General features: G+C 62.5%; 15 protein-coding genes, 2 tRNA genes and 2 pseudogenes. 7 read left to right on the forward strand and 12 right to left on the reverse strand.

The annotated features are described in order from the left end of the window. Positions 1-111: 111 nt before the first annotated feature. Complete coding sequence (locus tag H8B02_RS27890) at positions 112-708, reverse strand: TetR/AcrR family transcriptional regulator (RefSeq protein ID WP_229169181.1); 597 nt, start codon at positions 706-708, stop codon at positions 112-114. Between the two features lie 94 nt (positions 709-802). On the opposite strand from H8B02_RS27890, the gene H8B02_RS27895 reads away from it, so the two are divergent. Both H8B02_RS27895 and H8B02_RS49065 read left to right on the forward strand, forming a co-directional pair. Then, positions 803-2098, forward strand: coding sequence for an MFS transporter (locus tag H8B02_RS27895; protein ID WP_229169182.1), 1296 nt, complete (start codon positions 803-805; stop codon positions 2096-2098). 442 nt (positions 2099-2540) lie between these two features. Further along, positions 2541-4777, forward strand: a pseudogene (locus tag H8B02_RS49065) (O-linked N-acetylglucosamine transferase, SPINDLY family protein); the annotation flags it as partial. Between the two features lie 47 nt (positions 4778-4824). Here H8B02_RS49065 and H8B02_RS27910 read toward each other — a convergent pair. Genes H8B02_RS27910 through H8B02_RS27920 form a run of 3 tightly spaced genes read right to left on the reverse strand, consistent with a single transcriptional unit; the run spans position 4825 to position 6547 of the window. Further along, positions 4825-5265 carry a hypothetical protein gene (locus H8B02_RS27910; RefSeq protein ID WP_229169183.1) on the reverse strand — a complete coding sequence of 147 codons (441 nt, stop codon included), beginning with the start codon at positions 5263-5265 and terminating at the stop codon, positions 4825-4827. Positions 5266-5287: 22 nt separating this feature from the next. Next, the gene (locus H8B02_RS27915) at positions 5288-5545 is read right to left on the reverse strand and encodes an antibiotic biosynthesis monooxygenase (protein ID WP_229169184.1); all 258 of its coding nucleotides are present in this window, start codon (positions 5543-5545) and stop codon (positions 5288-5290) included. 39 nt (positions 5546-5584) lie between these two features. Continuing rightward, a complete protein-coding gene (locus H8B02_RS27920; protein ID WP_229169185.1) occupies positions 5585-6547 on the reverse strand; it encodes an NAD-dependent epimerase/dehydratase family protein in 963 nt (320 codons plus the stop codon). Positions 6548-6908: 361 nt separating this feature from the next. Here H8B02_RS27920 and H8B02_RS27925 point away from each other — a divergent pair, with 361 nt between their 5' ends. From H8B02_RS27925 to H8B02_RS27940, 4 genes are all read left to right on the forward strand, one after another. Continuing rightward, positions 6909-7859: a helix-turn-helix domain-containing protein gene (locus H8B02_RS27925; RefSeq protein WP_229169186.1), complete on the forward strand. Its 951-nt coding sequence runs from the start codon at positions 6909-6911 to the stop codon at positions 7857-7859. A 240-nt stretch (positions 7860-8099) separates the two neighbouring features. Then, positions 8100-8999, forward strand: a complete 900-nt coding sequence (locus H8B02_RS27930; protein WP_229169187.1) for an AraC family transcriptional regulator — start codon at positions 8100-8102, stop codon at positions 8997-8999. A gap of 308 nt (positions 9000-9307) precedes the next feature. Beyond that, positions 9308-14140: an NAD-glutamate dehydrogenase gene (locus H8B02_RS27935; RefSeq protein ID WP_229169188.1), complete on the forward strand. Its 4833-nt coding sequence runs from the start codon at positions 9308-9310 to the stop codon at positions 14138-14140. A gap of 75 nt (positions 14141-14215) precedes the next feature. Continuing rightward, positions 14216-14569: a hypothetical protein gene (locus H8B02_RS27940; RefSeq protein WP_229169189.1), complete on the forward strand. Its 354-nt coding sequence runs from the start codon at positions 14216-14218 to the stop codon at positions 14567-14569. A gap of 139 nt (positions 14570-14708) precedes the next feature. Here H8B02_RS27940 and H8B02_RS27945 read toward each other — a convergent pair. The 3 genes and pseudogenes from H8B02_RS27945 to H8B02_RS27955 form a co-directional block, all read right to left on the reverse strand. Further along, a pseudogene (locus H8B02_RS27945) lies at positions 14709-17491 on the reverse strand (UPF0182 family membrane protein). Between the two features lie 321 nt (positions 17492-17812). Continuing rightward, complete coding sequence (locus tag H8B02_RS27950; RefSeq protein WP_229169190.1) at positions 17813-19486, reverse strand: Y4lR C-terminal helical domain-containing protein; 1674 nt, start codon at positions 19484-19486, stop codon at positions 17813-17815. A 107-nt stretch (positions 19487-19593) separates the two neighbouring features. Beyond that, entirely contained in the window at positions 19594-20739 is a 1146-nt protein-coding gene (locus H8B02_RS27955; RefSeq protein WP_283842249.1) for a DEAD/DEAH box helicase, read from the reverse strand. Between the two features lie 611 nt (positions 20740-21350). Between H8B02_RS27955 and H8B02_RS27960 the strand changes: the two genes are divergently transcribed. Further along, complete coding sequence (locus tag H8B02_RS27960) at positions 21351-22247, forward strand: DUF2971 domain-containing protein (RefSeq protein WP_229169192.1); 897 nt, start codon at positions 21351-21353, stop codon at positions 22245-22247. A 151-nt stretch (positions 22248-22398) separates the two neighbouring features. Here the strand turns inward: H8B02_RS27960 and H8B02_RS27965 are convergent, their stop codons facing one another. The 5 genes from H8B02_RS27965 to H8B02_RS27985 all read right to left on the reverse strand — a co-directional run. Further along, positions 22399-22581 carry a hypothetical protein gene (locus tag H8B02_RS27965; RefSeq protein WP_229169193.1) on the reverse strand — a complete coding sequence of 61 codons (183 nt, stop codon included), beginning with the start codon at positions 22579-22581 and terminating at the stop codon, positions 22399-22401. Next, positions 22578-23012: a hypothetical protein gene (locus H8B02_RS27970; RefSeq protein WP_229169194.1), complete on the reverse strand. Its 435-nt coding sequence runs from the start codon at positions 23010-23012 to the stop codon at positions 22578-22580. Before H8B02_RS27970 ends, H8B02_RS27965 begins: the two co-directional genes overlap by 4 nt. Before the next feature lie 709 nt (positions 23013-23721). After that, positions 23722-23808 (reverse strand) — tRNA-Glu (locus tag H8B02_RS27975). Positions 23809-24115: 307 nt separating this feature from the next. Beyond that, positions 24116-24192 (reverse strand) — tRNA-Met (locus H8B02_RS27980). A 115-nt stretch (positions 24193-24307) separates the two neighbouring features. Continuing rightward, a partial coding sequence (locus H8B02_RS27985; protein ID WP_229169195.1) for a hypothetical protein occupies positions 24308-24567 on the reverse strand: 260 nt, incomplete at its 5' end.

Genomic DNA, 24567 nt, shown 5'->3' on the forward strand with positions numbered 1-24567 from the left:
GTCGATTTGCGGAGCAAATCGGGTGAGGGGCCGCAGGTCTGACGAGGGACCGTAACCCCTCACCCGGCGCTGCGCGCCGACCTCTCCCAAGGGAGAGGTGAACCTCCGACCTCACGCCTTCGCCACGCTCGCATCGATCACGAGCTTCGCCACCGTGAGCGCCGACTGCGCCGGTCCCTCTTCCGACTGCTGGCCGGTGCTGTAGATGCCCTCGATCAGGAGCAGCAGGGCATCGCCGAGCACGGCGGGGTGACGCGCCCCCATGCTGCTTGCGAGCTCGCGCAGGCGCTTGCGAAAAACCTTCTTGTGTGCTTCGGCGACCTGCCGCGCGGGATTGTCCCGCGCCGGATATTCCACGGTGGCGTTGCTGAGGCCGCAGCCGCGATAGCCCTTGCGCACGGCGCGCGTCGACAGCTCACGAATATAGGCGAGCACGTGCTCGCGCGCATCTGAATAGGATTTGCCGCCGGGCTTCTCGAACCTCTCCCAGAAGTCCAGCTCGTAGTCGCGCATATAGGCGGCGGCGAGATCGTCCTTGGATGCGAAGCTGCGATAGAGGCTCGGCTTGGTGACGCCGGCCCGGTCGACCACCTCGTCGACGCCGACAGCGCGGATACCCTCGCGATAGAACAGCTCGGCCGCGGAGGCGCGGATCCGGTCGGCGGCGCGGACCGGACGTTCCGCAGACGGCTCGACGGCTTTCTTCATGACGACTCCCTCCCGATTTTACACGCGGCACGCTTGACAATGTTACTGACCGGTACGTATACATGCCGCATCGCAATACGTACCGGTAAGTAACATGCCCAATGCCTGCATTCAACCCGCCCCCGTGTCGAGACGGCCGTTCGGCCAGAACTACGCCTTCGTCGTCGTCGCCGTGATCTTCCTCGCGCTGCTCGCGTCAGCCGGCCTGCGTTCAACGCCGGGCGTGCTGATGCTGCCCCTGCAAAAGGCCTTCGGCTGGGACGTCGGCGTGATCTCGTCGTCGGCTGCGGTCGGCATCTTCCTCTACGGCCTCGCCGGCCCGTTCGCCGCGGCCGTGATGCAGCGCTTCGGCATCCGCCGCACGGTGCTGGGCGCGCTGGTGCTGATGTCGGCCTCGACCGGCGTCAGCTACTTCATGACCGCGCCGTGGCAATTGTTCCTGACCTGGGGGCTGCTCTCCGGCATCGGCTCGGGCGCGGTCGCCAACGTGCTCGGCGCCACCATCGTCAATCGCTGGTTCACCACCAATCGCGGCCTCGTCATGGGGCTGCTGACGGCCAGCACCGCGACCGGCACGCTGATCTTCATGCCGGGGCTCGCGGCGCTGGTGGAATGGGGCGGCTGGAAGCCGGTGGTGCTGACGGTGGCCGCGTGCTCCGCAGCGCTCATTCCCCTGGTGTATTTCCTGGTGCCGGAGCGGCCCGCCTCGGTCGGCCTGCGCTCGTTCGGCAGCCAGCACGAGGATCATGCCGCGCCGCCGGCACAAGGCAACCCGTTCACCGCCGCGTTCAGCAACCTGGCGCGCGCAGCGAAAACGCGGGCGTTCTGGTTCCTGTTCGCCACCTTCTTCATCTGCGGCTTCACCACCAACGGTCTGGTCGGCACCCATCTGATCGCGTTCTGCGGCGACCATGGCATCGTCGAGGTGCAGGCGGCGAGCCTGCTCGCGCTGATGGGATTCTTCGATCTGTTCGGGACCACGCTCTCGGGCTGGCTCACCGACCGCTTCGATCCGCGCAAGTTGCTGTTCTTCTATTACGGACTGCGCGGCCTGTCGCTGATCTACCTGCCCTACTCGGATTTCTCGCTGGTCAGCCTGTCGGTATTCGCGGTGTTCTATGGTCTCGACTGGATCGCGACCGTGCCGCCGACCGTGCGCATCGCCAACGAGGCGTTCGGCGACAAGAACGCACCGCTGGTGTTCGGCTGGGTGGTCGCAGGCCATCAGCTCGGCGCCGCCTGCGCCGCGTTCTTTGCCGGCTTCATGCGCTCGGCCCAGGGCGATTATCTGCAGGCCTTCATGATCGCCGGCTTGACCGGCATCGTCGCGGCCGTCCTGTCACTGACGATCACCCGGCGGCCGGCGCAACCGGTCCTGGTCGCAGCGTAAGCACGCGCTGACCTCGTTGGCGTATCGACGAACTGCAATTGAGAAGCATCCCGGTTTTCCGGCGGACGCGCGGGTCGCCGATCGCGAGTGGGTGTCCCACGTCCGCCGGTTGCTTTCGAGCCAAAGCAGATATCATACGGCAGGCAGCCGGTAGTCTGGCCAAGGACCACCCGTTTCAGCCCGACTATTCCTGGGACCTGTTGCGCAACCGAGGGCGATCTGCCAATTTTCAACCTTTCGTAGACGGCGATCCATCGCGGGGCTTCCGACATGTCTGGTAGCGTAAGGGCCAAGACCTGAAGCTATTGACTCGCTTGTTGCAGCTGCTTTTGAGAACACGGATCGGACCTGGAGCGTTTGAAGAAGTTCGATGCCCGAAACAGGTGAACCTCAAAAATCCAATTCGACCGGCTTGCAGCTCGCCTTCGGGCAGGCTGTCGCGCTGCATCAGCGGGGGCAGTTGGCCGCAGCAGAGAATATCTACGAAGACATTCTCCGGCAGCAGCCAAACGACTTCAACGCGCTGCATCTGTTAGGCCTGATTTCCGCGCAGACCGGCCGCAGCGAGCGCGGCGTTGACCTGATCCGGCGAGCGATCAGGCTCAACGGCAACGTCGCGGACGCGCACAACAACCTCGGCAACGCGCTGCGCGATTTGCGTCGCCTCGACGAAGCGCTCGCGAGCTTCGACAGGGCAACCGCGCTCAAGCAGGACCTTGCGCCGGCGCTCTACAATCGCGGACTTACGCTCGCAGAGCTTGGGCGCCACGAGGAGGCGCTCGCAAGCTACGATCGCGTGATCGCGCTCGTGCCTGACCATGCGGATGCCTATCGAAACAGGGGCGCCGCACTGAGGAAGCTGGAGCGGCTCGAGGAGGCCCTGGCGAGCCTGGACCGGGCGATCGCGCTCAAGCCCAACGATGCCGGTGCACACAACGATCGTGGCAACGTGCTCAATGACCTCGAAAGGTTCGATGATGCGCTCGCGAGCTACGACCGGGCGCCGGGAATTGCCGGCGCGTGTTACAACCGCGGCAACGTGCTGATCAAACTGGATCGTCTCGAAGAGGCAGTTGCAAGTTTCGACAAGGCGATCGCACTGCGGCCCGACTACGCCGAGTCCTACAACAACCGCGGCACGGCGCTGTTGAAGCTCCTGCATCATGAGGCGGCGCTCGCCAGCATCGACAAGGCGATCCAGCACAAGGGCGACGATGCGGCTGCCCACGCCAACCGCGGCAAGGTTCTATCCATTCTGGCGCGCTATGAGGAGGCACTCGCTGCCTATGACAAGGCCGTCGCGCTCAAGCCGGACCAGGCCGAGATCGAAGGCTATCGTCTGCACGCCAAATCCCACATGTGCGACTGGGTCGACTTCGATGCCGAGTGCAGCCAATTGATCGAGTCGATCAGGAATCGGGACGCGACGACGCCGCCATTTCTGTTTTGTAGCGTTCCTGCATCGGCCGGCGACCAACTGCTCTGCGCCACGCGATGGACCGCGAAGAATCATTCGCCGTCTGAAAGGCAGCGCTGGCGGGGCGAGCGCTACCATCACGATCGAATTCGCATCGGCTATTTCTCGTCGGATTTTTGCAACCACGCGACATCGCTTTTGATGGCAGGGATGTTCGAGTGCCACGACCGGTCGAAATTCGAGACGGTGGCAATCTCATGGTCACCCAACGACCCTTCGGAGATGCGTCGACGGCTGGAGGCGTCGTTCGATCGATTTGTCGAGGTCCGGGACATGAACGACGATGAGGTCGCCGACCTGATCAGACGATTGGAAATCGACATCCTGGTTGATTTGAAAGGCTTTACCGCGGATCCCGCACCAGAGTCCTTGGCCGCCGGCCTGCCCCCATCCAGGTCAATTATCTGGGTTACCCGGGAACGCTCGGTGCCCCGTTCATCGACTACATCATCGCCGACCGTACCGTGATCCCGGATCATCATCGCGAATTCTACAGCGAAAAGGTGGTCGCCCTGCCCAACAGCTATCAGGCCAACGACGACAAGCGGGTCATTGCCGATCGCGTGCTTACGCGCGGCGACGTGGGGCTGGCACCGACGGGCTTCGTGTTCTGTTGCTTCAACAACAACCACAAGATCGCGCCTGACATGTTCGATCGGTGGATGAGGATTCTCGGCCGCGTCGAGGGCAGCATGTTGTGGCTGCTCGAAGGCAACGCCCGCGCTGCCGCAAATCTGCGCAAGGAGGCGGTCGCGCGTGGCGTCGCTGCGGAGCGCCTTGTGTTCGCACCGCGCGTGTCGATACCCGACCATCTCGCCCGCCATCGCCTCGCCAGCCTGTTCCTCGACAGCACTCCCTACAACGCGCACACGACCGCCAGCGATGCGCTATGGGCCGGCCTGCCGGTGCTGACCATTCTCGGCGACACGTTTGCCGGTCGGGTCGCGGCGAGCTTGCTCCATGCGATCGGCCTGCCCGAGCTTGTTGCGGAATCGCCGGAGGCTTACGAGCGCATGGCGGTCGATCTTGCGACCGATCCTTCGAGGCTCGCGGCGCTCAGAACCAGGCTGGCGGCCAATCGGCTGACGGCGCCATTGTTCGACACCAGACGCTTCACCCGACATATCGAGGCCGCCTACACCGCGATGTATGAGCGTCACCGGGCGGGCATCACGCCGGACCATATCGTCGTCCCGGCGTGATCGCTGATTGCGGACCCCTCCTGATCCTGGCGAGGATTGGTTATGGGTCAGTGAGCGGCTGTCGACGTGCTGCTCGGGCCAAGCTGCTCCGCCTCGCCGCGTCCCTGACGTAACGATCCGATCAGCAGGCCGACGAAGAGCAAGGCGCCGACAAAGGAAATGAATGACCCTACGATTACAGCGACGTGAGTGACGCCGGCAACCACAAGAACGAGCCCTGGGATGAAAATGACGACGCCGAGGTTCGCGACAGCGAACTGCCAGCGTACGAGCCGGGATGCGCCAAGTTCCGGGAAGGCTTGCAGGACGAGCCCGTAGAGACACATCGTCGCCCAGCCGAGCAGATTCAGGTGGGCGTGCACGACCACGTATTTGAAGTTCTCGGCAATACCCATGCCGATGCCGATGGCAAGTCCGATGCAAAGATAGATGGCGGCCACGATGATGTACCATCGCGCAATCGCGCTGGAGTGAAGTCGTTTCGACATTGGCGGCCTCTGCGTGAGCATGTCAGAATTCCTCGAAAAAGGCGGTCTCTCGCCCCGGCAAAATGCCGGCTTTGGCCTGAGTTCTTTCGAGCTGCGGACTTGAGCTGAAGGTCTTCGCATTTTCCTCGGTGTCCCAGTCGAACAGGATCAGCAGGTGGTTGGGGTTTGCCGTCGAGCGAAAGCGGCGGACGCGGCGACAATCATGCGCGGTTCGCGCCTCGGCATTCTTGTCGAAAACCTGTTTCCATCTGTCGAAGTCCTCGACATCGCCGCGAACCATCAGGACTGGCATTTTGGCCTCCATTTTTCAACTGCACCTTCAACTCGACAAGCACCCGAGCTCTAACAGGCTGGCGCGAACTGCCTGGTCGAGAGGCGTGTGAGGCTCGTCGCCGATCAACGCAATCAGCTTGGAATTATCGAGCCGAAGAGGGACATCCCAGAGATAGCGAACTTCTTCCACCTCACGCAGGAGCGGAACGAAGGGCGCGAGCAGCCGGACGGCGAGCCATGGAAAGCGGCGAATGGGGAGGTCGAGCCTTCCGGCCGCGCGACGAATGGATTGAGCGAGCTCGATCCCGGGCTCGATCCAGTGTCCGCCAAAGTGAAACACGTCGAACGACGGCAGATCGGCTTCGATCTCTGCAAGTCGCGCAATCGCCTCGGCGTAATCCGGCAGATAGGCCCAGGCATGACCCGTCGCAGGAGGACCAGGATATAAGATGGCACGCAGCGACTGCCTCGGCTTGATCAGAACATTCGAAAAATTTGAGGATGGCCCGTGTCCACCAAACACGTCGCCGGCGCGCACGACAAGCGATCGGGTCCCGGTCGCCGCCGCCGCCCTCAGCATGTCTTCCATCTCGCTGCGAACGCGGCCCTTGCGCGTGTTCGGCTGCTGCAGCGTTGTCTCGGACAACAGCGGACCGGCGTCCGCTCCGAAGTTATACAGATTGCCAGGGAAGATCAGTCGCGCGCTTGAGGCTCTCGCCGCTTCGATCGAGTTACGAAGCATCGGCATCGCGAGGCCACGCCAGTTCTTGTACCGCGGTGGATTGGCTGCGTGAACGATGAGGGCGACATCTCTGGCTGCGTTGACCACGTCATCCGCCTTCATCGCGTCTCCGTTGATCCAGGCGACGCCGTTCCCCGGCAGAGAGGCGGAGACCGGATTTGGCGTGCGGCTCAAGCACCGAAGGTGCCAGCCGCGGCGCACCAAGGCCCTTGCGACTTCGCGCCCTACGCCTCCCGTCGCTCCGATCATCAACGCCGTTTTCGTCATGCGTCTCACCGTTCCTCGCCGCGAACCGGTCCTCAAGCGGCAAAATCGTTGTCAAAGTTTGCATTCGATCTCGGCCTTGGCAGCAAGTGCTGATCAGATCCTGGGTGGTCGAGCCGAAGGTCGCCGGCCGATATCCCGTCCTGCGCCCTGTCCTGTTCCGAGACACGCATTCAAGAACTCCCGTTGATCGGTTCCCGTGGCACGACGTGTAGGAGGTGATCGGACCGGTGTTCTTGGGCTGGCGCACCGTGAGCTAGGACACAGACGCCACCGTTGACTTTTCGGGTCGGGTGACGCAATGCCGCAACAGCGGATGCCACGGCACGGGAACGAGCCGACGATGTCAGAGCAGCAGGCGCCTATGACTTTCCGGTTCTCGACCGCCGATTGGCCGGCACGGGACCGACTGGCAATCTGGCGCGAGTCGATCGGGCGCACGGTCATCCAGCTCGACACCGAGCCGTTGTCCGGCGGAGCGTTCCATGCCGAGGCGACGGTACTGGCGCTGCCCGGGCTTTGGCTCGGTTCCTGGGCATTGGCCAATTTGCGCGCCGCCGTGACCCGCGAGTTGCTCGATGGCAGCGACGATCTCGTGCTCGGGATCGCGCTGAGCGGCGCGCCCATCATCACGCACCGGAAACGCGAGGCCACCGGCGACACCGGCGATGCCATTCTGATGTCGACCGCAGAACCGCGGGTGAGCGTCTACCCGTCGCTTGTGCGCTTCCTCAGTCTGCGGCTGCCGCGCAAGGCGCTTACGCCGTTCGTGCCCAACCCCGAGGATGCGCTGATGCGTCCGGTCCCACGCGACATCGAGGCGTTGCGGCTGCTTACCTTTTATGCCGACGAGCTGAACCGCATGGATCGGATGGCCACAGGCGAGCTGCAGCATGTCGTCGTCACCCATCTGTACGACCTCGCGGCGTTGGTGATCGGTGCCACGCGCGATGGCGCGGCCGTCGCTGAGAGCCGCGGGCTGCGCACGGCGCGGCGCGCCGCCGTCAAGGCCGATATCAATTCCCATCTTGGCGATCCCGCCCTCACATTGACCGCGGTTGCCGCGCGCCAGCATCTGTCGCCGCGCAGCCTTCAAAGGCTGTTCGCCGAACAGGACACGAGTTTCTCGGAATACGTGCTCGGCGCGCGCCTCGCTCACGCCTATCGCCTGCTGACCGATCCACGCTGGCGCGACCGCAACATCTCCAGCATCGCGTTCGAAGCCGGGTTCGGCGACCTGTCCTACTTCAACCGCGCCATTCGCCGCCGCTACGGCGCGACGCCGTCGGAGATTCGCGCAACGCCAAGGCGTTGATGACGCGTCGGATCGATGGCGCCTCAAACCGGGCCCTTGACGCGACTGTCCTAGCTTCCCCGCCCTGCCCCGCCGTAGAACGGGTATGAGTTCCCTCTGAAGGCGGCGAGCGGTTGACCGGTTGGAAACACGGTCGAGAGCATCATGCGAGCAGGTGATCCAGACTCCGCGTTCCCGAAATTGCCGGACTCCAGCACGTTTCGATTCTCGAGCGCCGATTGGCCGGAGCGGGACCGGTTGATGATTCTGCGGGAGGTCATCGGACGCGCGACCGTGAAGTTCGATCTCGGGCCGCTTTCCGACGACCCGTTCCGCGCTGACCTGGTGGTGCAGGCGCTCCCTGGCCTCGCGATCGTGTCGGGCGCGAGCGTCAATATACGCGCGGCAAGGACGCGCGATCTGCTCGACGACCGTGACGACCTCGTTCTGAAGGTCTTTACGAGCGGGACCGGGGTCGCAGCGCAAGGCGGTCGAGAAGTCACGCTCCGTGCGGGCGACGCGCTGTTGATGTCGGCCGCGGAGACCAGCATGTCCGCCACGTCGTCACCGTCATGCTTCATCACGATTCCGCTGCAGCGCAAGGCCGTCGCATCGCTCGTGTCCAGGCCCGAGGATGCGCTGATGCGTCTGCTGCCCGGCACGGACGCGCTGCGTCTACTCGTGAACTATGTCAGGCAGTTGCAGACCGGGGCGCGACCGACGACGTACGAGCTGCAGCGCGCCGCCGTCACCCATGTGTACGATCTTGCAGCGCTCGCGATCGGCGCCACGAACGATGGAGCGGCGCTGGCCGAAAGCCGCGGGCTGCGGGCCGCGCGGCTCGCCGCGATCAAGGCCGACATCAGCGCGCATCTCTGCGATCCCGACCTGTCGCTGAACGCGGTCGCAGCGCGCCAGCGTCTTCCGCCGCGCAGCGTGCAGCGGCTGTTTGCGGACCAGGACACAAGCTTCTCGGAATTCGTGCTGGATGCCCGCCTGACCAGCGCGCATCGGCTGCTGACCGATCGGCTCTGGGACGAACGCAACATCTCCAGCATCGCGTTCGAAGCCGGATTCGGAGACTTGTCCTACTTCAACCGCATCTTCCGCCGCCGTTACGGCGCAACGCCTTCGGAAATTCGCGCAGCGGCGCGGCGTTGAAAAGCTGCGCCGCGGCGCTGCGAACTCATACTCGATTGAAATTGCTTGTGATTTTGCCCAACCCAATGGTTCGGCAGCCGCCAGCGCCGGCTTCGGCCTCACGCGCTGCAGCAGGGCATCTCAACACTTCTCCCGACAGCATGCGCCTTGGATAGCTTTGGGATCGGAGTATTGTCGTCGGGAGTTGTCGCAACTTTGAGACCGGGGATTTCGCGGACGCGCTCGATCGCGGTCAAGGCTGTGGCGCTCGAAGCGATGCACTCCAGAATCAAGCTGATGATCGCGGCTGCGATCGGACGGCGCGGCAAATGGAGGACATGATGGCTTGGCGTGACGATAAGGCCCGTTCAACCCTGATCCGCGATGCAGCGGGAAGCGTGCAACCGGGCAAGGCGCCCCGGAGCTTTGCCGAACTTCTGTTCGGCTACACCAATGTCGAGGACCTCGCCAATCACGATGCCCTGTCGCTGGCCTTCCTGGCGGAACAAGCCTGGGAGCACGTGCAGCAGCGTACGGCCGGCAGCGCCGATATCCGTGTCGTCAATCCGATGATGCCGGACGGGCGCGAGATTTCCGTGCTCGAGATTCTCAACGACAACATGCCCTTCCTGTTCGATTCCACGACGGCGGAGCTGGCCGAGCAAGGCATCGAAGTCACCCTCGTCGCTCACCCGATCCTCGCGGTGGAGCGCGACAGCCAAGGCAAGCTCCTGCGCTTCCACGGCGAAGCGTTGCCGGCGGGAGTAAACGGCACGCGGGAAAGCTTGATTCACCTCCACATCACCCGCCTGGACGCCGATGCCGATCGCCAGAAGCTGATCGACGGCCTCACCAGGACGTTGAACGACGTCCGCGCCTGCGTCACCGACTGGCGTGCCATGCGCGACCGGGTCGAGGACGCGATCAAGACCTTTTCTTCCAATCCGCCGCCGCTGCCGATCGACGAGGTCGCCGAGGCCAACCAGTTCCTGCAATGGCTGTGCGCGGACAATTTCACCTTCCTCGGCGTGCGCGAATATCGCTTCTCGCCCGACAGCGATGCATCCGACGACATCACGACGGGCAAAGGCCTCGGCGTTCTCCGCGATCCGGATGCGAAGGTGCTGCGCCGCGGTAGCGAAATGGTGGTGATGACGTCGGAAATACGCGAGTTCATGCACGACCCCACCCTGCTCATCGTCATCAAGGCCAACGTCTCCAGCCGCGTTCATCGTCGCATTCGCATGGATTATGTCGGCATCAAGCTCTATACGCCCGACGGCCGGCTGGAGGGCGAATTGCGGGTCGTCGGCCTGTTCACCTCGGGCGCCTATACCCGCTCCGCACGCCAGATCCCTTATGTCCGCCACAAGGTGACGCGCGCGCTGCAACGCGCCGGCTTCGACCCGAACAGCCATTCGGGCAAGGCGCTCATGCATATTCTCGAAGAATATCCGCGCGACGAACTGTTCCAGGTCGACGTCGACACGCTCTACAATTTCATCATGGAGATCCTGATCCTCTACGAGCGTCCGCGCGTCCGCGCGCTGGCGCGGGTGGACAAGTTCGATCGCTTCGTCTCCATTCTCACTTTCATTCCGCGCGACAAATACGACACGGACGTCCGCACCCGCGTCGGTGCCTTCCTGTCGCAGGTTTACAAGGGGACGCTGTCGGCCTCCTACGTTTCATTCCCTGAAGGGGCGCTTGTGCGCGTCCACTACATCATCGGGCGCTATGACGGCAAAACTCCCGTCGTCGAACGCGCCACGCTCGAAGCCGGGATCAGCGCCATTGCCGCGACGTGGGCCGACAAGCTGAAGGCCGCGCTCACTGCCTCCACCGATGGCATGCGGGCACGCATGCTCACCAACCGATATGCCCAGGCGTTTAGCGGTGGCTATACCGAGGTGTTCGGCGCGGAACAGGCGATCACCGATATCGCCACCATCGAAAAGCTCACGCCAGCCCGCCCCGTGGCGATTTCGGTTCATCGCGACGCAAGCGAGGCCGATCCCAAGCGCTTCGGACTGAGGGTGTTCTCGCACGACGCGCCCCTGTCGCTGTCCTACCGCGTGCCCGTGATCGAAAATCACGGCCTGCGCGTGGTCAACGAACGCACCTATCAGATCGCGCCGCGCGCCACGCCGGCGCCTCCGCCGGTTTGGCTCCACGAGATGACGATCGAGACCAGCGACGGCCAGCCGATCACGATCAGCCCCGAATTCAGCCATCGCCTTGAAGCCTCGATCATGGCCGTGGTCCGCGATCACGCCGAATCCGATGGATACAACGGCCTGATCCTGCGCACCGCCCTGGGCTGGCGGGAAGTCTCGACCATCCGGGCACTGTCCCGCTACCTGCACCAGATCCGCGCGCCGTTCACCCAGGATTACATGTGGGAGACCTTGCGCAAGAACGCCGCGATCACGGCCAGCCTCGTCGCGCTGTTCCAGACCCGCCTCGATCCACGCCTCGCCTCCACGGATGCCGAGCGCTCGGCACGCGAGACGGCCCTGCTTGCCGAGGTCGAGGAGCAACTCAAATCCGTCGCCTCGCTGGACGAGGACCGCATCCTGCGCCGCTTCACCAACCTGGTGCAGGCGACGATTCGCACCAATCTGTGGCAGATCGGCGAGGACGGACATCCGCGTCCCGTGATCTCCTTCAAGTTCGACGCGCGCCGGATCGACGACCTGCCGGCTCCACGACCTCTCTACGAGATCTTCGTCTATTCGCCTCGTGTCGAAGGCATTCACCTGCGCTTCGGCAAGGTTGCGCGCGGTGGCTTGCGCTGGTCCGACCGGCCGCAGGATTTCCGCACCGAGATCCTCGGCCTCGTGAAAGCGCAGCAGGTCAAGAACGCCGTGATCGTGCCGGTCGGCGCCAAGGGTGGCTTCGTGCCCAAGCGCCTGCCGCCGCCTTCCAATCGCGACGCCTGGCTCGCGGAAGGCACCGAAGCCTATCGCATATTCGTTCGCTCACTGCTGGAGCTCACCGACAATCTCGACGGCGACATCGTCGTGCCGCCCGAATCCACCGTGCGCCATGACGGCGACGACCCCTACCTCGTTGTCGCCGCCGACAAGGGCACCGCCACCTTCTCCGACGTCGCGAACGCGATCTCGGCCGAGAAAAACCATTGGCTCGGCGACGCCTTCGCTTCCGGCGGCAGCCAGGGCTACGACCACAAGAAGATGGGGATCACGGCGCGCGGCGCCTGGGAAGCGGTCAAGCGCCACTTCCGCGAGCTCGGCACCGACATTCAGACCACGCCGTTCACCGCGGTCGGCGTGGGTGACATGTCCGGCGACGTTTTCGGCAATGGCATGCTGCTGTCGCCAGCGACAAAGCTTGTGGCGGCTTTCGATCACCGCGACATCTTCATCGATCCCTCGCCTGATCCTGCGATCAGCCTCGCTGAGCGCAAGCGCCTGTTCGACCTGCCGCGATCGAGCTGGCAGGACTACAACAAGTCGCTGATCTCGGCGGGCGGCGGCGTGTTCTCGCGGCAGCTCAAGGCGATCCCGCTCGCTCCGGAGGTACGCGCCCTGCTCGATCTCGACAAGCCGCAAGCGACGCCTTTCGAGGTGATGACGGCAATCCTGAAGGCGCGCGCGGATCTCCTGTGGTTTGGCGGAATCGGCACCTATGTCCGCTCCGCCGCCGAAAGCGACGATCAGGCCGGCGACCGCGCCAACGATCCAATCCGCATCACGGGCAGCGACGTGCGGGCTCGGGTGATCGGCGAAGGCGCCAATCTCGGCGTCACCCAACGCGGCCGCATCGAGGCGGCGCAGAAGGGCGTCAAGCTCAACACCGACGCCATCGACAATTCGGCCGGCGTGAACACGTCCGACGTCGAGGTCAATATCAAGATCGCGCTGGCGCGGCTCGAGCGCGAGGGACGGCTCAGCCCCGCCGACCGCAACAGCCTGCTGGCCGCGATGACCAACGAGGTCGGCACGCTGGTGCTGCGCAACAACTATCTGCAGTCGCTGGCGCTCTCGCTCGCCGAACGCAAGGGCGTGGCCGAGACCGGCTTCCTCACGCGCCTGATGCAGTCGCTCGAGCAGCGCGATTTGCTCAGCCGCGCGGTGGAGTTCCTGCCCGACGACGCAGCGCTCACCGAGCGCACACGGCGCGGCCAGTCCCTCGCACGGCCCGAGCTTGCCGTGCTGCTCGCCTACGCCAAGCTGACGCTTTACGATGACCTGCTCGTCACCAGCGTGCCGGATGATCCCTATCTTGCCCGGGAACTATCTCAGTATTTTCCGCGCGAGGTTCAGGACAAATACCCGAGAGCGGTCGAATCCCATCGCCTGCGGCGGGAGATCATCGCGACCAGCCTCGCCAATGCGGTGATCAACCGCGGCGGCCCGGCCTGTGTCGTGCGTCTGATCGACGAGACGGACGCCGATATCCCGACCATCGTCATGGCCTATGTGGCAGTCGATGAATGCTACGGGCTCAAGTGGCTCAGTGACGCGATCGATGCACTCGATACCTGCATCGACGGGCGGGTGCAGCTGTCCCTCTACGCTTCTGTCCAGGACCTCCTGCTCTCCCGCATGGTCTGGTACGTGCGCAATGTCGATTTCAAGGACGGGCTGGAGGCCGTCGTCGCGCGCTTCGGCCCGGCTATCCGCCAGATCGTCGCCGGGCTCGACACCGCGCTGCCGCCGGACTTGCAGGCAGCACGTGCCAAGCGTCGGCAGGACCTGACCGATGCCGGTGTCCCGGCCGGCCTCGCCGGCGAACTCGCCGATCTCGACGCTCTGGTCTCGGCACCCGATATCGTGACGGTTGCCGAGCGCACCGGCCGCCCCATCGGCGACGCCGCCGCGACCTTCTTCGCCGCCGAAGCGAATTTCCGCCTCGACCGCATCGTCGCCGCCGCGCGCAGCGTGCCGGCAAACGATTATTTCGAACGCATGGCGATCGATCGCGCCGTTGAGCAGATCGCTGGCGCCGAAAGAAGACTGGCCGCGGATATGCTGTCAACCGGGCAGTCCGGCCAGCAGGCTGTCGAGACCTGGCTCGCGGCCCACCCCGAAGCGACCCGCATCCGCCGCTCGGTCGAGGAGATCGCGGCCAGCGGCCTGACGCTCGCCAAGCTGACGGTGGCGGCGAACCTGCTGGGGGACCTGGTCAAAGCCTGAGGCGTGCGAGGCGGCGATGTGAAACTCCAGGAGCAATGCCGGCGCAGGTTGTTAGCCGGCGAACGGAGGAATCCAATGATCCACGCGACTTGCCATACCGCCGATAATGTCCGCTGCATCGAGTTCGATGCCACACCCTGGTTCAGCGAGGCCGACGCTCCGAGCATTATCGATCTGGCGCAGCGAGGATGGGCCAGCACAGCGATTGCAGATTCCCTCGAGCGCCGACGAGGCTATGAACGCTTGCACGACCTCGTTGAGTATGCGGCGAAGCGACTGCAACCGGAATCCCTGGAGGACCCAACCTGGGAAACCTTCGCGTGCGTTGTCGATGGACCCGACGCCGTGGCCTGGCTCGAGAGCAACCGGCCGGAGGTGGTGGCAAGGATCCGGAACGTCACCGGATGCGCCAGCAATTGCGACGATTGATCGACGGCACCGCAGGCGAAGCGGAAATGGCGCGCCGTCCAGAACAAAACTGCGAACTCTTATGTCATTGAAATTGAAATGTAACCTTTGACAGCACCCAATTGAGGCGCGCGTCCGCGCTCACGATTCCCCTGCGCCGTTAGTGACCGACGGAGCGCCGGTTCATTTCCTCCAGGGGCTCGCGCAGGGCATCGAACTGCGTGCCGAAACCTTTCAAGTCTCCGGCCTTCAATCGCTCCACCGCCTGATTGTAGCGATCGAGCGCCTGCTGCGCCGGGCTCGCCGCCCCGCCCGCAGGGGACACCGCTTCCGTTGCGTTTGAAACGGCCGGCACCGCACCGGGCTCTGCGAACAACGCGGCCAGGGCATCAGCGAGCGTCTCCTTCATCACGACATGCTCACCGTAGGCTGCGATCACGCGTTTCAGCTCCGGCAGGTGTCCAAGCTCGGCGCGCATATAGAGCGGCGAGACATAAAGGATCGAGTTCTCGATCGGGATCACCAGCAGGTTCGCACCGCGTATCACCCGCGAGCCCATCTGATTCCACAGCGTGAGTTGTTGCGAGATCTCGGTGTTCTGGTTGATCCGCGCCTCGATCTGAAACGGCCCGTAGACAAGCTTGTCCTTTGGGAATTCATAGACGATCAGTTTGCCATAGTCGGGGGCGTCGCAACGCGCGGCGAGCCATGCGATCATATTGTCGCGACGACTCGGCACCATGGGAAGCATCAGAAAGAACTCGGCCTGCGGCTCGCCGGGCAGCCGCATGATGATGTAATAGGGGGTCATCACCGAGGTGCCATCGCCGCCCGGCTGTCGCGGAAACTGCCAGAAGTCCTCTCGGTTATAGAAAGTTTCGGCTTGCTCCATGTGATAGGTTTGATAGAGCCGCGCCTGAATCAGGAACAGATCTTCCGGATAGCGAATGTGCTTCTGCAAATCCGCCGGCATGGCCGCGAACGGCTTGAACAGGCTCGGAAAGATACGCTGGTAGGTCGCTGCAATGGGGTCGCGTGGGTCGATCAGATAGAAATCGACCGTCCCGTTATAGGCATCGACAACAATTTTCACCGAATTCCTGATGTAGTTGAGATCGAGCTCCGGCACGGGCTGCGCGGAGGGGAAATAGGAGCTCGTGGTGTAGGCGTCCTGTATCCAGAACAGCCGCCCGTTGCTGATGACCAGATAGGGATCATGATCGAGCCTGAGGAATGGAGCGATCGTGCGCACCCGTTCCGTGATATTGCGCCGGATCATGATCCGGCTGTCGGCCGTGATGTAGCTTGAGAGGACCAGATTCGCGTCATTGAAGTAGTAGGCGAACAGCGTTCTCCATCCCAATGCTCCGATCGGAACACCGCCACTGCCGTCATAGGCCGCATAGACGTTGTCTTTCCCCTTCGGATAATCGAACTCCGGGATGCTGGCCTTGACGATGACGTAGTCGTCGCTCTCTTCGCCGTAGTAGATGCGCGGTTCGTCGATCTTGGGGCCGCCGTCCGCAACCGGCGGAATATCGCGCAAATAGAAGAACGGCAGTCCTTCCGCGCTCTTGCGGGTGACCGGGCTCATCACCGCGCCGTTGCCGTGCGTAAACAGCACGTGGCGATTGACCCACGTCTGGGCGTTTGCCGGCAGCAGGGAGGCCCGCAGTTCGCGGGCCGAGAGCATCACGCTCTGGTAGGAGCCGTCGAGCCAATAGCGATCGACGTCAAGATCGTGGAATTTGTAGTAGGTACGGATCTCCTGCAGTTGCGCATAGGTATTCGACAGCGGCAGCCAGTCCCAGAGCCGTATATTGTCGATGGTGGCCTTGTTCGCTTCCAGCGTCTTGAAGGTCAGCCGCTGTTCGGCGGCAAACGGCTTGGCTGCGATCCGGTCGAGATTGTAGGCCTGCCTGGTGAGCGCGATGTTGCGTTCAATGTACGGCTTCTCCAGCTGCAACTCCGTCGGTTTGACGACGAAGTGCCGGAACAGCGAGGGGACGAGGCTCGACAGCACGACAGAGCCGGCGCCGACGAGGATGAACCCGGCGGCAAGAAGCCGGTAGGTGCGGGCGCGCAAATTGGCCCATGCGATGAACGCCGCGATAATCGAAAGCCCGATCATCAGCACAGAGCCGGCAGCCCCAGATGGACATCGGTGTAGCTTGCCCCGACCACGACACCATTGTCGCCGTAGAGCAGCAGATAGCGGTCGAGCCCATAGGACCAGGCCTTCACCGCGAACAGAAGGCCAACCAGCGCCGAGCCATGTGCGATGACCGTCGGCGATATTGATCGGTTGTGAACATCGTACTCGATGTCGCCGCGCGCCCAGTAGATCGCTCCGGCAAACAGCGCACTCAGGACGATTGCGAGCAGCATCCAGTTCTTGATCGCGAGATAGGCGGGTAGCGCAAAGAGATAGAAGCCGATGTCCCTGTTGTAGAGCGGATCCTCCGCGCCATAGGGCACATGGTAGAGAAACTGCAGGAAGATGCCCCAGTTGCCGGCTTCGCCTGCGGCAACCAACACCGCGAGCAAACCCGCACCGAGCGCGATAAACCACGGCCGTGTTAGTCGATCGCGCAGCATTGCGGACGGATCCGGCGGCGGCGTAACACCGGCCACCTTCCACGGGGCGGCCGGAATCTGTCGCGGCTGCTGCATGGCAAACCGCGCCGCCAGCACTCCGTTCAGCCAGAGGACGACGGTGGTCACCGCCAAGACCGCGAAAAAGACGGTCGCCTTGGCGCCGATCGCCGTCAGGAAGACCTCGAGATAACCGATCGAGGAAAACCAAAGCCAATCGACCAGGAAGTCGCTCGCGAACGAGAGCAGGATCAGGCAAATCGTGATGACGACGGCCGCAACGATCAGCCTGACCACGCCACTTTGCCGTGGTACCTTCCGGCCGGGTCCGGTAATCCCGATCGTCATGGCTTGATCATAGCGGAAATGAGGGACGCCCGCCGCTTGATTTACGGGCCGAACTGCCCGCCAAGGCGGGCGACCCGGATGCTCAAAGCTCCGTCGCCGGGACCGCCAATGAGCACAAGCGCCAAACGCTCGCGAACGGAGGCGCGTCGTGCAATGTCGCGGAAAAGCGAACATTTGGCGCGCCATTCAGAATAAAACAGCGAACTCATATGTAATTGAAATTGCTATATAATTTATTGCAATCGATTCTATTGGGAGCGCTATCTGATCTGCCACGCCCGCTTCGGCGAATAGGCGGCGCAAAACGCGTCTGCGGATCTCTCACATCCGCCCAGCGTCCCTGAGGACCGCGATCGTCCGCAATGCGATATCGCGCATCAGTCCGATCTCCGTCACATCCTGTCCGTCGACGAGCGCTTTTGCAACGAGCGCGAGCTCGCGCCAGCATAGGTCGGCCTCCGGTGGAGCCTCGCGCATCCATAGGGCCGTGCGCAAGACAATGTCAGCCCATTTGTCACGATGTCGCGCAATGAGGCTCTGCAATAGATACGTAACAAGTTTAGCACGATCACGGCCGCGGGCGCGCTCCACCACTTGAGCGACCTGCGGGTCGTCCTCGAACCAGGATTGTGCGACGGCCTCCAGCTCGGCAAGTTCGCTGCTCTTCCGCAGCACCGATGCGAGCGTGGCTGGCTCACACATCGGCTTGGGGACCTCGGCGATTAGCCCGGCGAGCGTCTCACCAAAGGCCATGCGCGCGGGTTGCCAATCGGCACCGCCGATAGTTTCGGCGACCTGGAGCAGGCCGAACGGCGCCGCTTCCCGTTTCTCGATACTGAGCGCCAGTTCGTGCGCCACGATGCGATCGAGATATGATCGGGATACGGCAAGCGTAGGGGTATCCATCCCGGCGGCGGCGAGACTCGTCTCGATTTGGCGGCGCGATTCCGGCTCGCCGCTCCAGGCATCCGCTATCCCGCCTTTGGTCAGGACCGACGATATCCGCTTTTTCCGTCCGGCCGGGGATATCAGCAGGAATCCCTGCGCCGTGGCACCGTCGACGGCGGTGGCGACGATTGCCTCGATGCTGCCAGCCTCCCATGGCGCGCAATCGATCCCAGCCGCCCGCGCCTTGCGTATGACCACGTCGACCTCGGCTCGCTCGTTCTCGGGTCGCCAATTGCGCATTGCGATCAACCGCCGGACATCTGTCGGCGTCAGCGAGGCGGCGACCTGCACAAGCGCGCCGGCAACCGCCCGGCGCACAGTCGAATTTGGGTCGAGCAGGAACAGAACCGCGGCGCCACGCGCTTCGGGGCTTCCAGCAAGCGCCAGGCCCACGGCCAAGGCGCTGCTGGTTTCCGCCGGCATGGCATGACCGCTCTCGATCAGCGAGCTCACGGCCAGGAACGGATCGCCGTCGCAGGCTTCGAGGATGCCGGCGAGAGCGGCGTGGACGTCGGTCGGAAGCGGTCTGTCCTCGTCCGGGTCGATGGGCTGCCTTGCCGACGCCGCGGCAAGCTCAGGCGATGCCGGGATTTTCGACTGGTGCAGGGCTCCTCCCACAAAGGCAAGCATGCGGACGTCGACGTTTCCGGCCTCGACCTGCGCGACAACGTCGGCCTGAAAATCCGCGATCAGTTTGGCCGCGTCCACGTAGCCCCGATCGGTGCGATAACGCAGATGTTCGAGCAGCCGCTGCAGCAGAAACAGATAACCGATCGCAAGCGGCTCATCCCGGCCAGCAGGAGGCATGTGGCGGGCCGCACCTGTGAAGGCGGCAAAGATTTCGCGTGGGGAGCTTTCGCAGTACCGATCGAAGGCATCATTGAACGGGGGCGGTCGACCCTTGGCGATCGCCTGCGCAATCCGTCTCGCATGCTCATCCGTCGGCGAGGATTTTGGCTGGGTTCGGCTCATCGAGGCCCCTCCGCGAATCATTGGCAATGATAACTGGAAGTTGGTCTCGTTCCTTTCAAAGCTGGCGATATCCACTCACAAAATCCGCGCCCTTGGCGTCGGACAGGTTGAAAAAGGGATTATCCGGCTTGGCGGCCTCTTTGTAATTCCGCCTGCACTCTTCTAGCTATTTGATCGCTTGACTATCGCGTAGCGAGTGCGTTCGAAGTGACCACCTGGCCGGAAAACAAATCGCGCGCACCCAATACCTTATAGCCTATTGCCTGATAGCCAACGCGGCGTTTCGCGGCCATGCGGGCGAGGACCGGCACCTTCATGTCGGCATAATCATAAATAATCACCTCATGCTTGGCGTCGTTGAGACGATGCAACCGGCCGGCATACTGAGCGAGGGTGCCTTTCCAAGCAATTGGCATGGTAAGAAAAAGGGTATCGAGGCGCGAATCATCGAAACCCTCGCCGAGGTAACGTCCGGTCGCGACGATGACACGTTCCTCTGCGTGGGGAATTGCCGCGAGCCGCGCGGCGATGTCGCGGCGTTGCTTCTCGCTTTGCCCACCGCGCAATACGACCACATGCCTAGCGAAATGCTCAAGACGCTTTGCGATGGTCTCCAAATGGGTGGTGCGCTCAGTTATCACGACGGGTGAGCGGCCCTCCTCCAAAGCACACAAGACATCATCGAATATCAGATCGTTGCGCGCTTCATCATCAACCAACTCCTTGAGAACATCCTGAATGGAAGGAGCAGGAGTGCCCAATGTGGTTTGAAGTTGGAAGTTGGTATCCCTGATCCGCACCACGTGATTGAATGGCCGCTTGGCCGCCTCGGCTCGTGCATCCACGCGATGGCGAACGGGACCACATTGCATAACGATGATCGGGTGATGTCCGTCTTTTCGCGTAACCGTTGCTGACAGACCGAGGATGTAGCGCGCCTTGCTGCGGCGCGCGACCAGTTCAAAGCTAACCGCCGACAAATGATGACATTCATCGACTACGAGATGCCCATAATTGCCGACGATATCATCGACCTCTCCCTTGCGAACCAGACTCTGGATCAGCGCGACGTCAACCTGACCTTTCGGCTTGCGACGACCGCCGCCGATCATGCCGATCGCGTCACGCGGCATAGTCGAGAACGCTGTGAGCCTCTCGATCCATTGATCCATCAGCTGACGGCGGTGAACGAGGATCAATGCATTCCGTCCACGCTCGGCCATCATCCGGATGGCTAGGATCGTCTTGCCGAACGCCGTCGTTGCCGCGAGCACGCCGGTATCGTGCGGCAATAGGGCTGTGATCGCGCTTTCCTGATCGGACCGCAATGAGCCAGTGAAGGCAAGTGGTATCGCCTCGCCGCATCCGCGGTATCCGCGCGCCGAAGCAGAAGAGCTTCATCAATCAGGTGCTGCGGGCCGCGAAGAAAGCCGGTCACACCTCGGGTCAGACCGTGGCCGGCAGGCGTTTGCGAGATCAAGAGCACTTTCACCGCGCTCGGGAGCACCTTGATCACCGCGGCACTCTGAGCGCTATCCCATGCGATCTCGGTGCCGTCTCTGCCCTGGCTGACCGAGCTACTCGACTTTGCCTGCCTCTTCTGACGGCGCAATTCCGATCCAAAAATACCTGCCACAGTTGCGAGTCGGCGAACTGCTGGCTGTGGAGCACGCAAGGCAGACCAGTGCCTCGACCTAGAGGTTACGGGTCCTGATGATCACGAGAGCTGGCTGCAGATCGAATGCCAGACGGCGGCTTGAAGATCGAAGCAAGCGGCGAGAACGAGGATCACTCCCCGATTGTGTGACATCCTGCATCGCCTCCAAATTCGGTGCCGCCCGACCGCGACCTGATGATTCCGCGATTGCCCGCCGATTGCGACGTGGACACGGGACGGCACGATCGACTACGATGGCGAGACATCCTGACCGATCCCCACATGCAGCTCCCGAAATCACGACCCACCTTTGTCTACAAGTACGGTAGCGCCGCAAGGGTCGCGCAAATCATTCGCGACTTGACGTTTTTCTTCGCGCCGGCCGCCGGGCAGAATGATCTTTATGAATTCCGCGCCCGCTCCCTTTTTACCGAAGATGAAGACACGCCATTCCGCGTGACGGCCAAGGGCCTTGTCGCGGAAGGCAGCGTGCGCAACTTCGACGAAGCCTTCCAGATGGTCAAAATGCTCGATGCGCAGGACGTCCGTGCCAGCGCCGAGTTCGTTATGAGGCAAGTCAACGACGAGCTTGCGCGAGCCAAGGCTCATTCCGGCCTCACCTGCTTCAGTACCCACTCGAACAATCAACGGATGTGGGGCACCTACGGAGACAATCACGCCGGCGCGCTGGTTCAGTTCAGCGCCGACAAGACACGCTCTCAGTTCGCGTCACACCTGTCGCCTGTTATTTATACGGCCACCAAGCTGCCCTTCTGCCCCTCGCATCTCGTCAACGAGCAGCTGGAGGTCGACCCACTCATGATGGCGGCCGCGTTCTGCGTGAAAAGTATCGATTGGCGTGACGAGCATGAATGGCGCCTGCTTCTCCTCGCGGATACCGAGCAATCGACGGAAGCTCGGATCGTAGCATTCGAACGGAAGGCGATTGCTCGGGTAATATTGGGGCCCAGGATCAGCCCCGAGAACGAGCGCACAATCCGCGAAGCTGCAGCCCGTCACGCGCCCGAGATACCCGTGCTGAAGCGGCGGATCCATCCCGAGCTGGCCTACGAAGAGCTGGTCGGCTTCGAACAAATCCACGACTTCGAGCAGTTCAGATACTGGTTCGATCGACTAAGCGCTGCTCGACCGCCGCGCGATAGTGATCCTGCTTCATGATCAGCGCTTGCGCCCACGTCTCCGACCTGAGCGATATCAGCTGTAGCGGACTTCTAACGGCATGATCGCCGTTGGGCGATTGCGCACGCACGCTGAATCCAACCGCCGGCGGACGGCACGACGCTCCACCGGCGCTTGAAAGCGACAGCCCTCAATCTCCAGAATCGGCGTCGATCGGCAGATCGTCCGCTGCCGGTGTCTCCTTCCGCTGTCGCTGCATCGCCTCGAGGAAGCGGTCGCAGGCCTCTCTTTCGGCTCTGTCCAGGTCGATGGTCAGCGTTTCGACTCTGGGGACCAGCGGTGCCGTGTCCACGTACTCCTGAATCTGCTTCAACTGAAAGACGAGGTGGCGACTGGTGACATAATCGCCGAACGCGTGACCTGGCCCTCGGAAGTAAAGGCCTGCAGCACCCTTACCAGGGCTCTGTCCTGCACAATCACTTCAGAAAGCCATTGTCCTCCGACGTTATTGCCCTGCCAACGCTGCCAATCGTGCAGCAGGGATCCAAAGTGCTCGTTCCCGAGAACGCTATCGGGATCTTGCCGAAACATTTCACCGGCCTTCTGCGTCCATATGATCTTTGCTTGCTCCAGCGGAGCATCCGACAGCAGCAAATATCCATCTTGCCGCGGCTTTTCGCGGCTTTCTTCGTCGAGCGACATCAGAAGGGCTGCTGCCGAAAGTCCTTTGGCTGCCGCAATGGCATCCAGGAAAAGTTTACCACGCTGCTCGGCGTCGGGTTCGTTCCTGAGAAACCAAAACACCGTTCACCACGCGGCGATGAATGGCGTGTTGCTGCCGAAGCCCATTTCGTTCTTGAATGTCTCTGCGACATTGAAGATCGCAGGCACAAGCGCAGGAGCGCTTGCGAGGCTTTGCTTGAAAGCGTCAACGGTCTCTGACGTAAGGATCTTGTTGAGCGCAAGCGACCCGATTTGAACAGATGGCTATACCGATCCATGGTCACCTGCAAACTGGAATGACCGGCAAAGGTCTGAACCGCCTTCGGCGGAAGGCCCGCTTCGATCCAACATGAGATCGCGAAGCCGGAGTGCAATCGACCACGTCGCAACGCGAGACCATGCGTGCGTTATATTAGAGAGCGCTCGCGAGGCGTTTCGTCGCCGAACAAAATGATAATCCCGATCGCTGTCGTGAACGCGGCATTCTGCTTAACCGAGTCCGAACTCGGTTGCACCGCCGGAAATGCGGAAGCCTTCATTGCGGCTAGGAAAACTTCGCGCATTCAACGCATGGAGCTCGGCCAACGAGATGCAAATACTTCGCGTGCTTGGAGGCGGATTGCATGTCGTTGTGGCTGTCACTACCCCTCGAATTGCGAAAGGAGCTGTCGGATCGACGCGCGAACCTGCGTAGTCGGATCACTGAATCGGAGTCCGCCAACGTCCGCTGGCGCTTATTCAAAGGATATTCGACGACTTCTCCATCGCAGTTCTAAGTTATTGAATTTATTGGCGCTCCCTAGGGGAATCGAACCCCTGTTTCAGCCTTGAGAGGGCTGACGACGTCATGCATGGCTTTCGGCGCAGCACATCTAGCCAATTATCAAGACAGCTGCGCCGGGCTGCAGTCGCCGAAGTGACGCGGCCGCATCCTTTCAGTTTTGCTCTCGAGGGTTCCTCGAACCGAATCCTTCAGGCCAGGAGCTAGGCGCGCTAGTCGATCGAAATGGAAGCGCTGCATTGCGCTATCCTTGAAGAGCGTTCAAGTCGCCGAAGGATTCGAATACGGACGAGACCCAAGGACTAGATTACGTCCAACCACAATGGCACGATGCTACCAATTTGCTACGGAACCAGCAGCGAAACCCAATGGACGCATAGTTCATTGATCTTGCTTGATTTTCTGGTAGCGGGAGAGGGACTCGAACCCCCGACCCCAGGATTATGATTCCCGTGCTCTAACCAGCTGAGCTACCCCGCCATGGGCTCGCGATCGACGGCGTAGAGCCGCGGGTGCGAACGCGCGGCATATAAAGAGTGGCACGCACGCCTGTCAAGCAAACCCGGACGGGAGCGCAAACTATTACAGATAGAGGCTATTTCGGCCTGATCGATGGGTCGCCGCCGGGGCTGCCGGGCGGCGGAATCACCGGCGTGTTGCCGCCTTGCGGGGTCGGCGCACGCATTTCGGGGTCGACGCCGGCCGGCGGACACAGCACGCCATCGGATCTGGCGAGCTTGTCGCCCAAAGCCTGCCCGGTGGTGGTTCCTTCCGGAACCGCAACACCCGGATGCGAAGGCTGCTGCGGCGCGCAATTCGCGGCGGCGCGTTGCGGCGCCGGCGGCGCAGTCTGTG

The sequence above is a fragment of the Bradyrhizobium altum genome, assembly GCF_020889705.1.
Lineage (GTDB): Bacteria > Pseudomonadota > Alphaproteobacteria > Rhizobiales > Xanthobacteraceae > Bradyrhizobium > Bradyrhizobium altum.

What these genes read in the sequence shown, in the direction of transcription:
- H8B02_RS27890 (WP_229169181.1), bottom strand. Translation starts at nt 708, where the DNA reads ATGAAGAAAGCCGTCGAGCCGTCTGCGGAACGTCCGGTCCGCGCCGCC.
- H8B02_RS27895 (WP_229169182.1), top strand. Translation starts at nt 803, where the DNA reads ATGCCCAATGCCTGCATTCAACCCGCCCCCGTGTCGAGACGGCCGTTC.
- H8B02_RS27910 (WP_229169183.1), bottom strand. Translation starts at nt 5,265, where the DNA reads ATGTCGAAACGACTTCACTCCAGCGCGATTGCGCGATGGTACATCATC.
- H8B02_RS27915 (WP_229169184.1), bottom strand. Translation starts at nt 5,545, where the DNA reads ATGGTTCGCGGCGATGTCGAGGACTTCGACAGATGGAAACAGGTTTTC.
- H8B02_RS27920 (WP_229169185.1), bottom strand. Translation starts at nt 6,547, where the DNA reads ATGACGAAAACGGCGTTGATGATCGGAGCGACGGGAGGCGTAGGGCGC.
- H8B02_RS27925 (WP_229169186.1), top strand. Translation starts at nt 6,909, where the DNA reads ATGACTTTCCGGTTCTCGACCGCCGATTGGCCGGCACGGGACCGACTG.
- H8B02_RS27930 (WP_229169187.1), top strand. Translation starts at nt 8,100, where the DNA reads ATGATTCTGCGGGAGGTCATCGGACGCGCGACCGTGAAGTTCGATCTC.
- H8B02_RS27935 (WP_229169188.1), top strand. Translation starts at nt 9,308, where the DNA reads ATGGAGGACATGATGGCTTGGCGTGACGATAAGGCCCGTTCAACCCTG.
- H8B02_RS27940 (WP_229169189.1), top strand. Translation starts at nt 14,216, where the DNA reads ATGATCCACGCGACTTGCCATACCGCCGATAATGTCCGCTGCATCGAG.
- H8B02_RS27960 (WP_229169192.1), top strand. Translation starts at nt 21,351, where the DNA reads ATGCAGCTCCCGAAATCACGACCCACCTTTGTCTACAAGTACGGTAGC.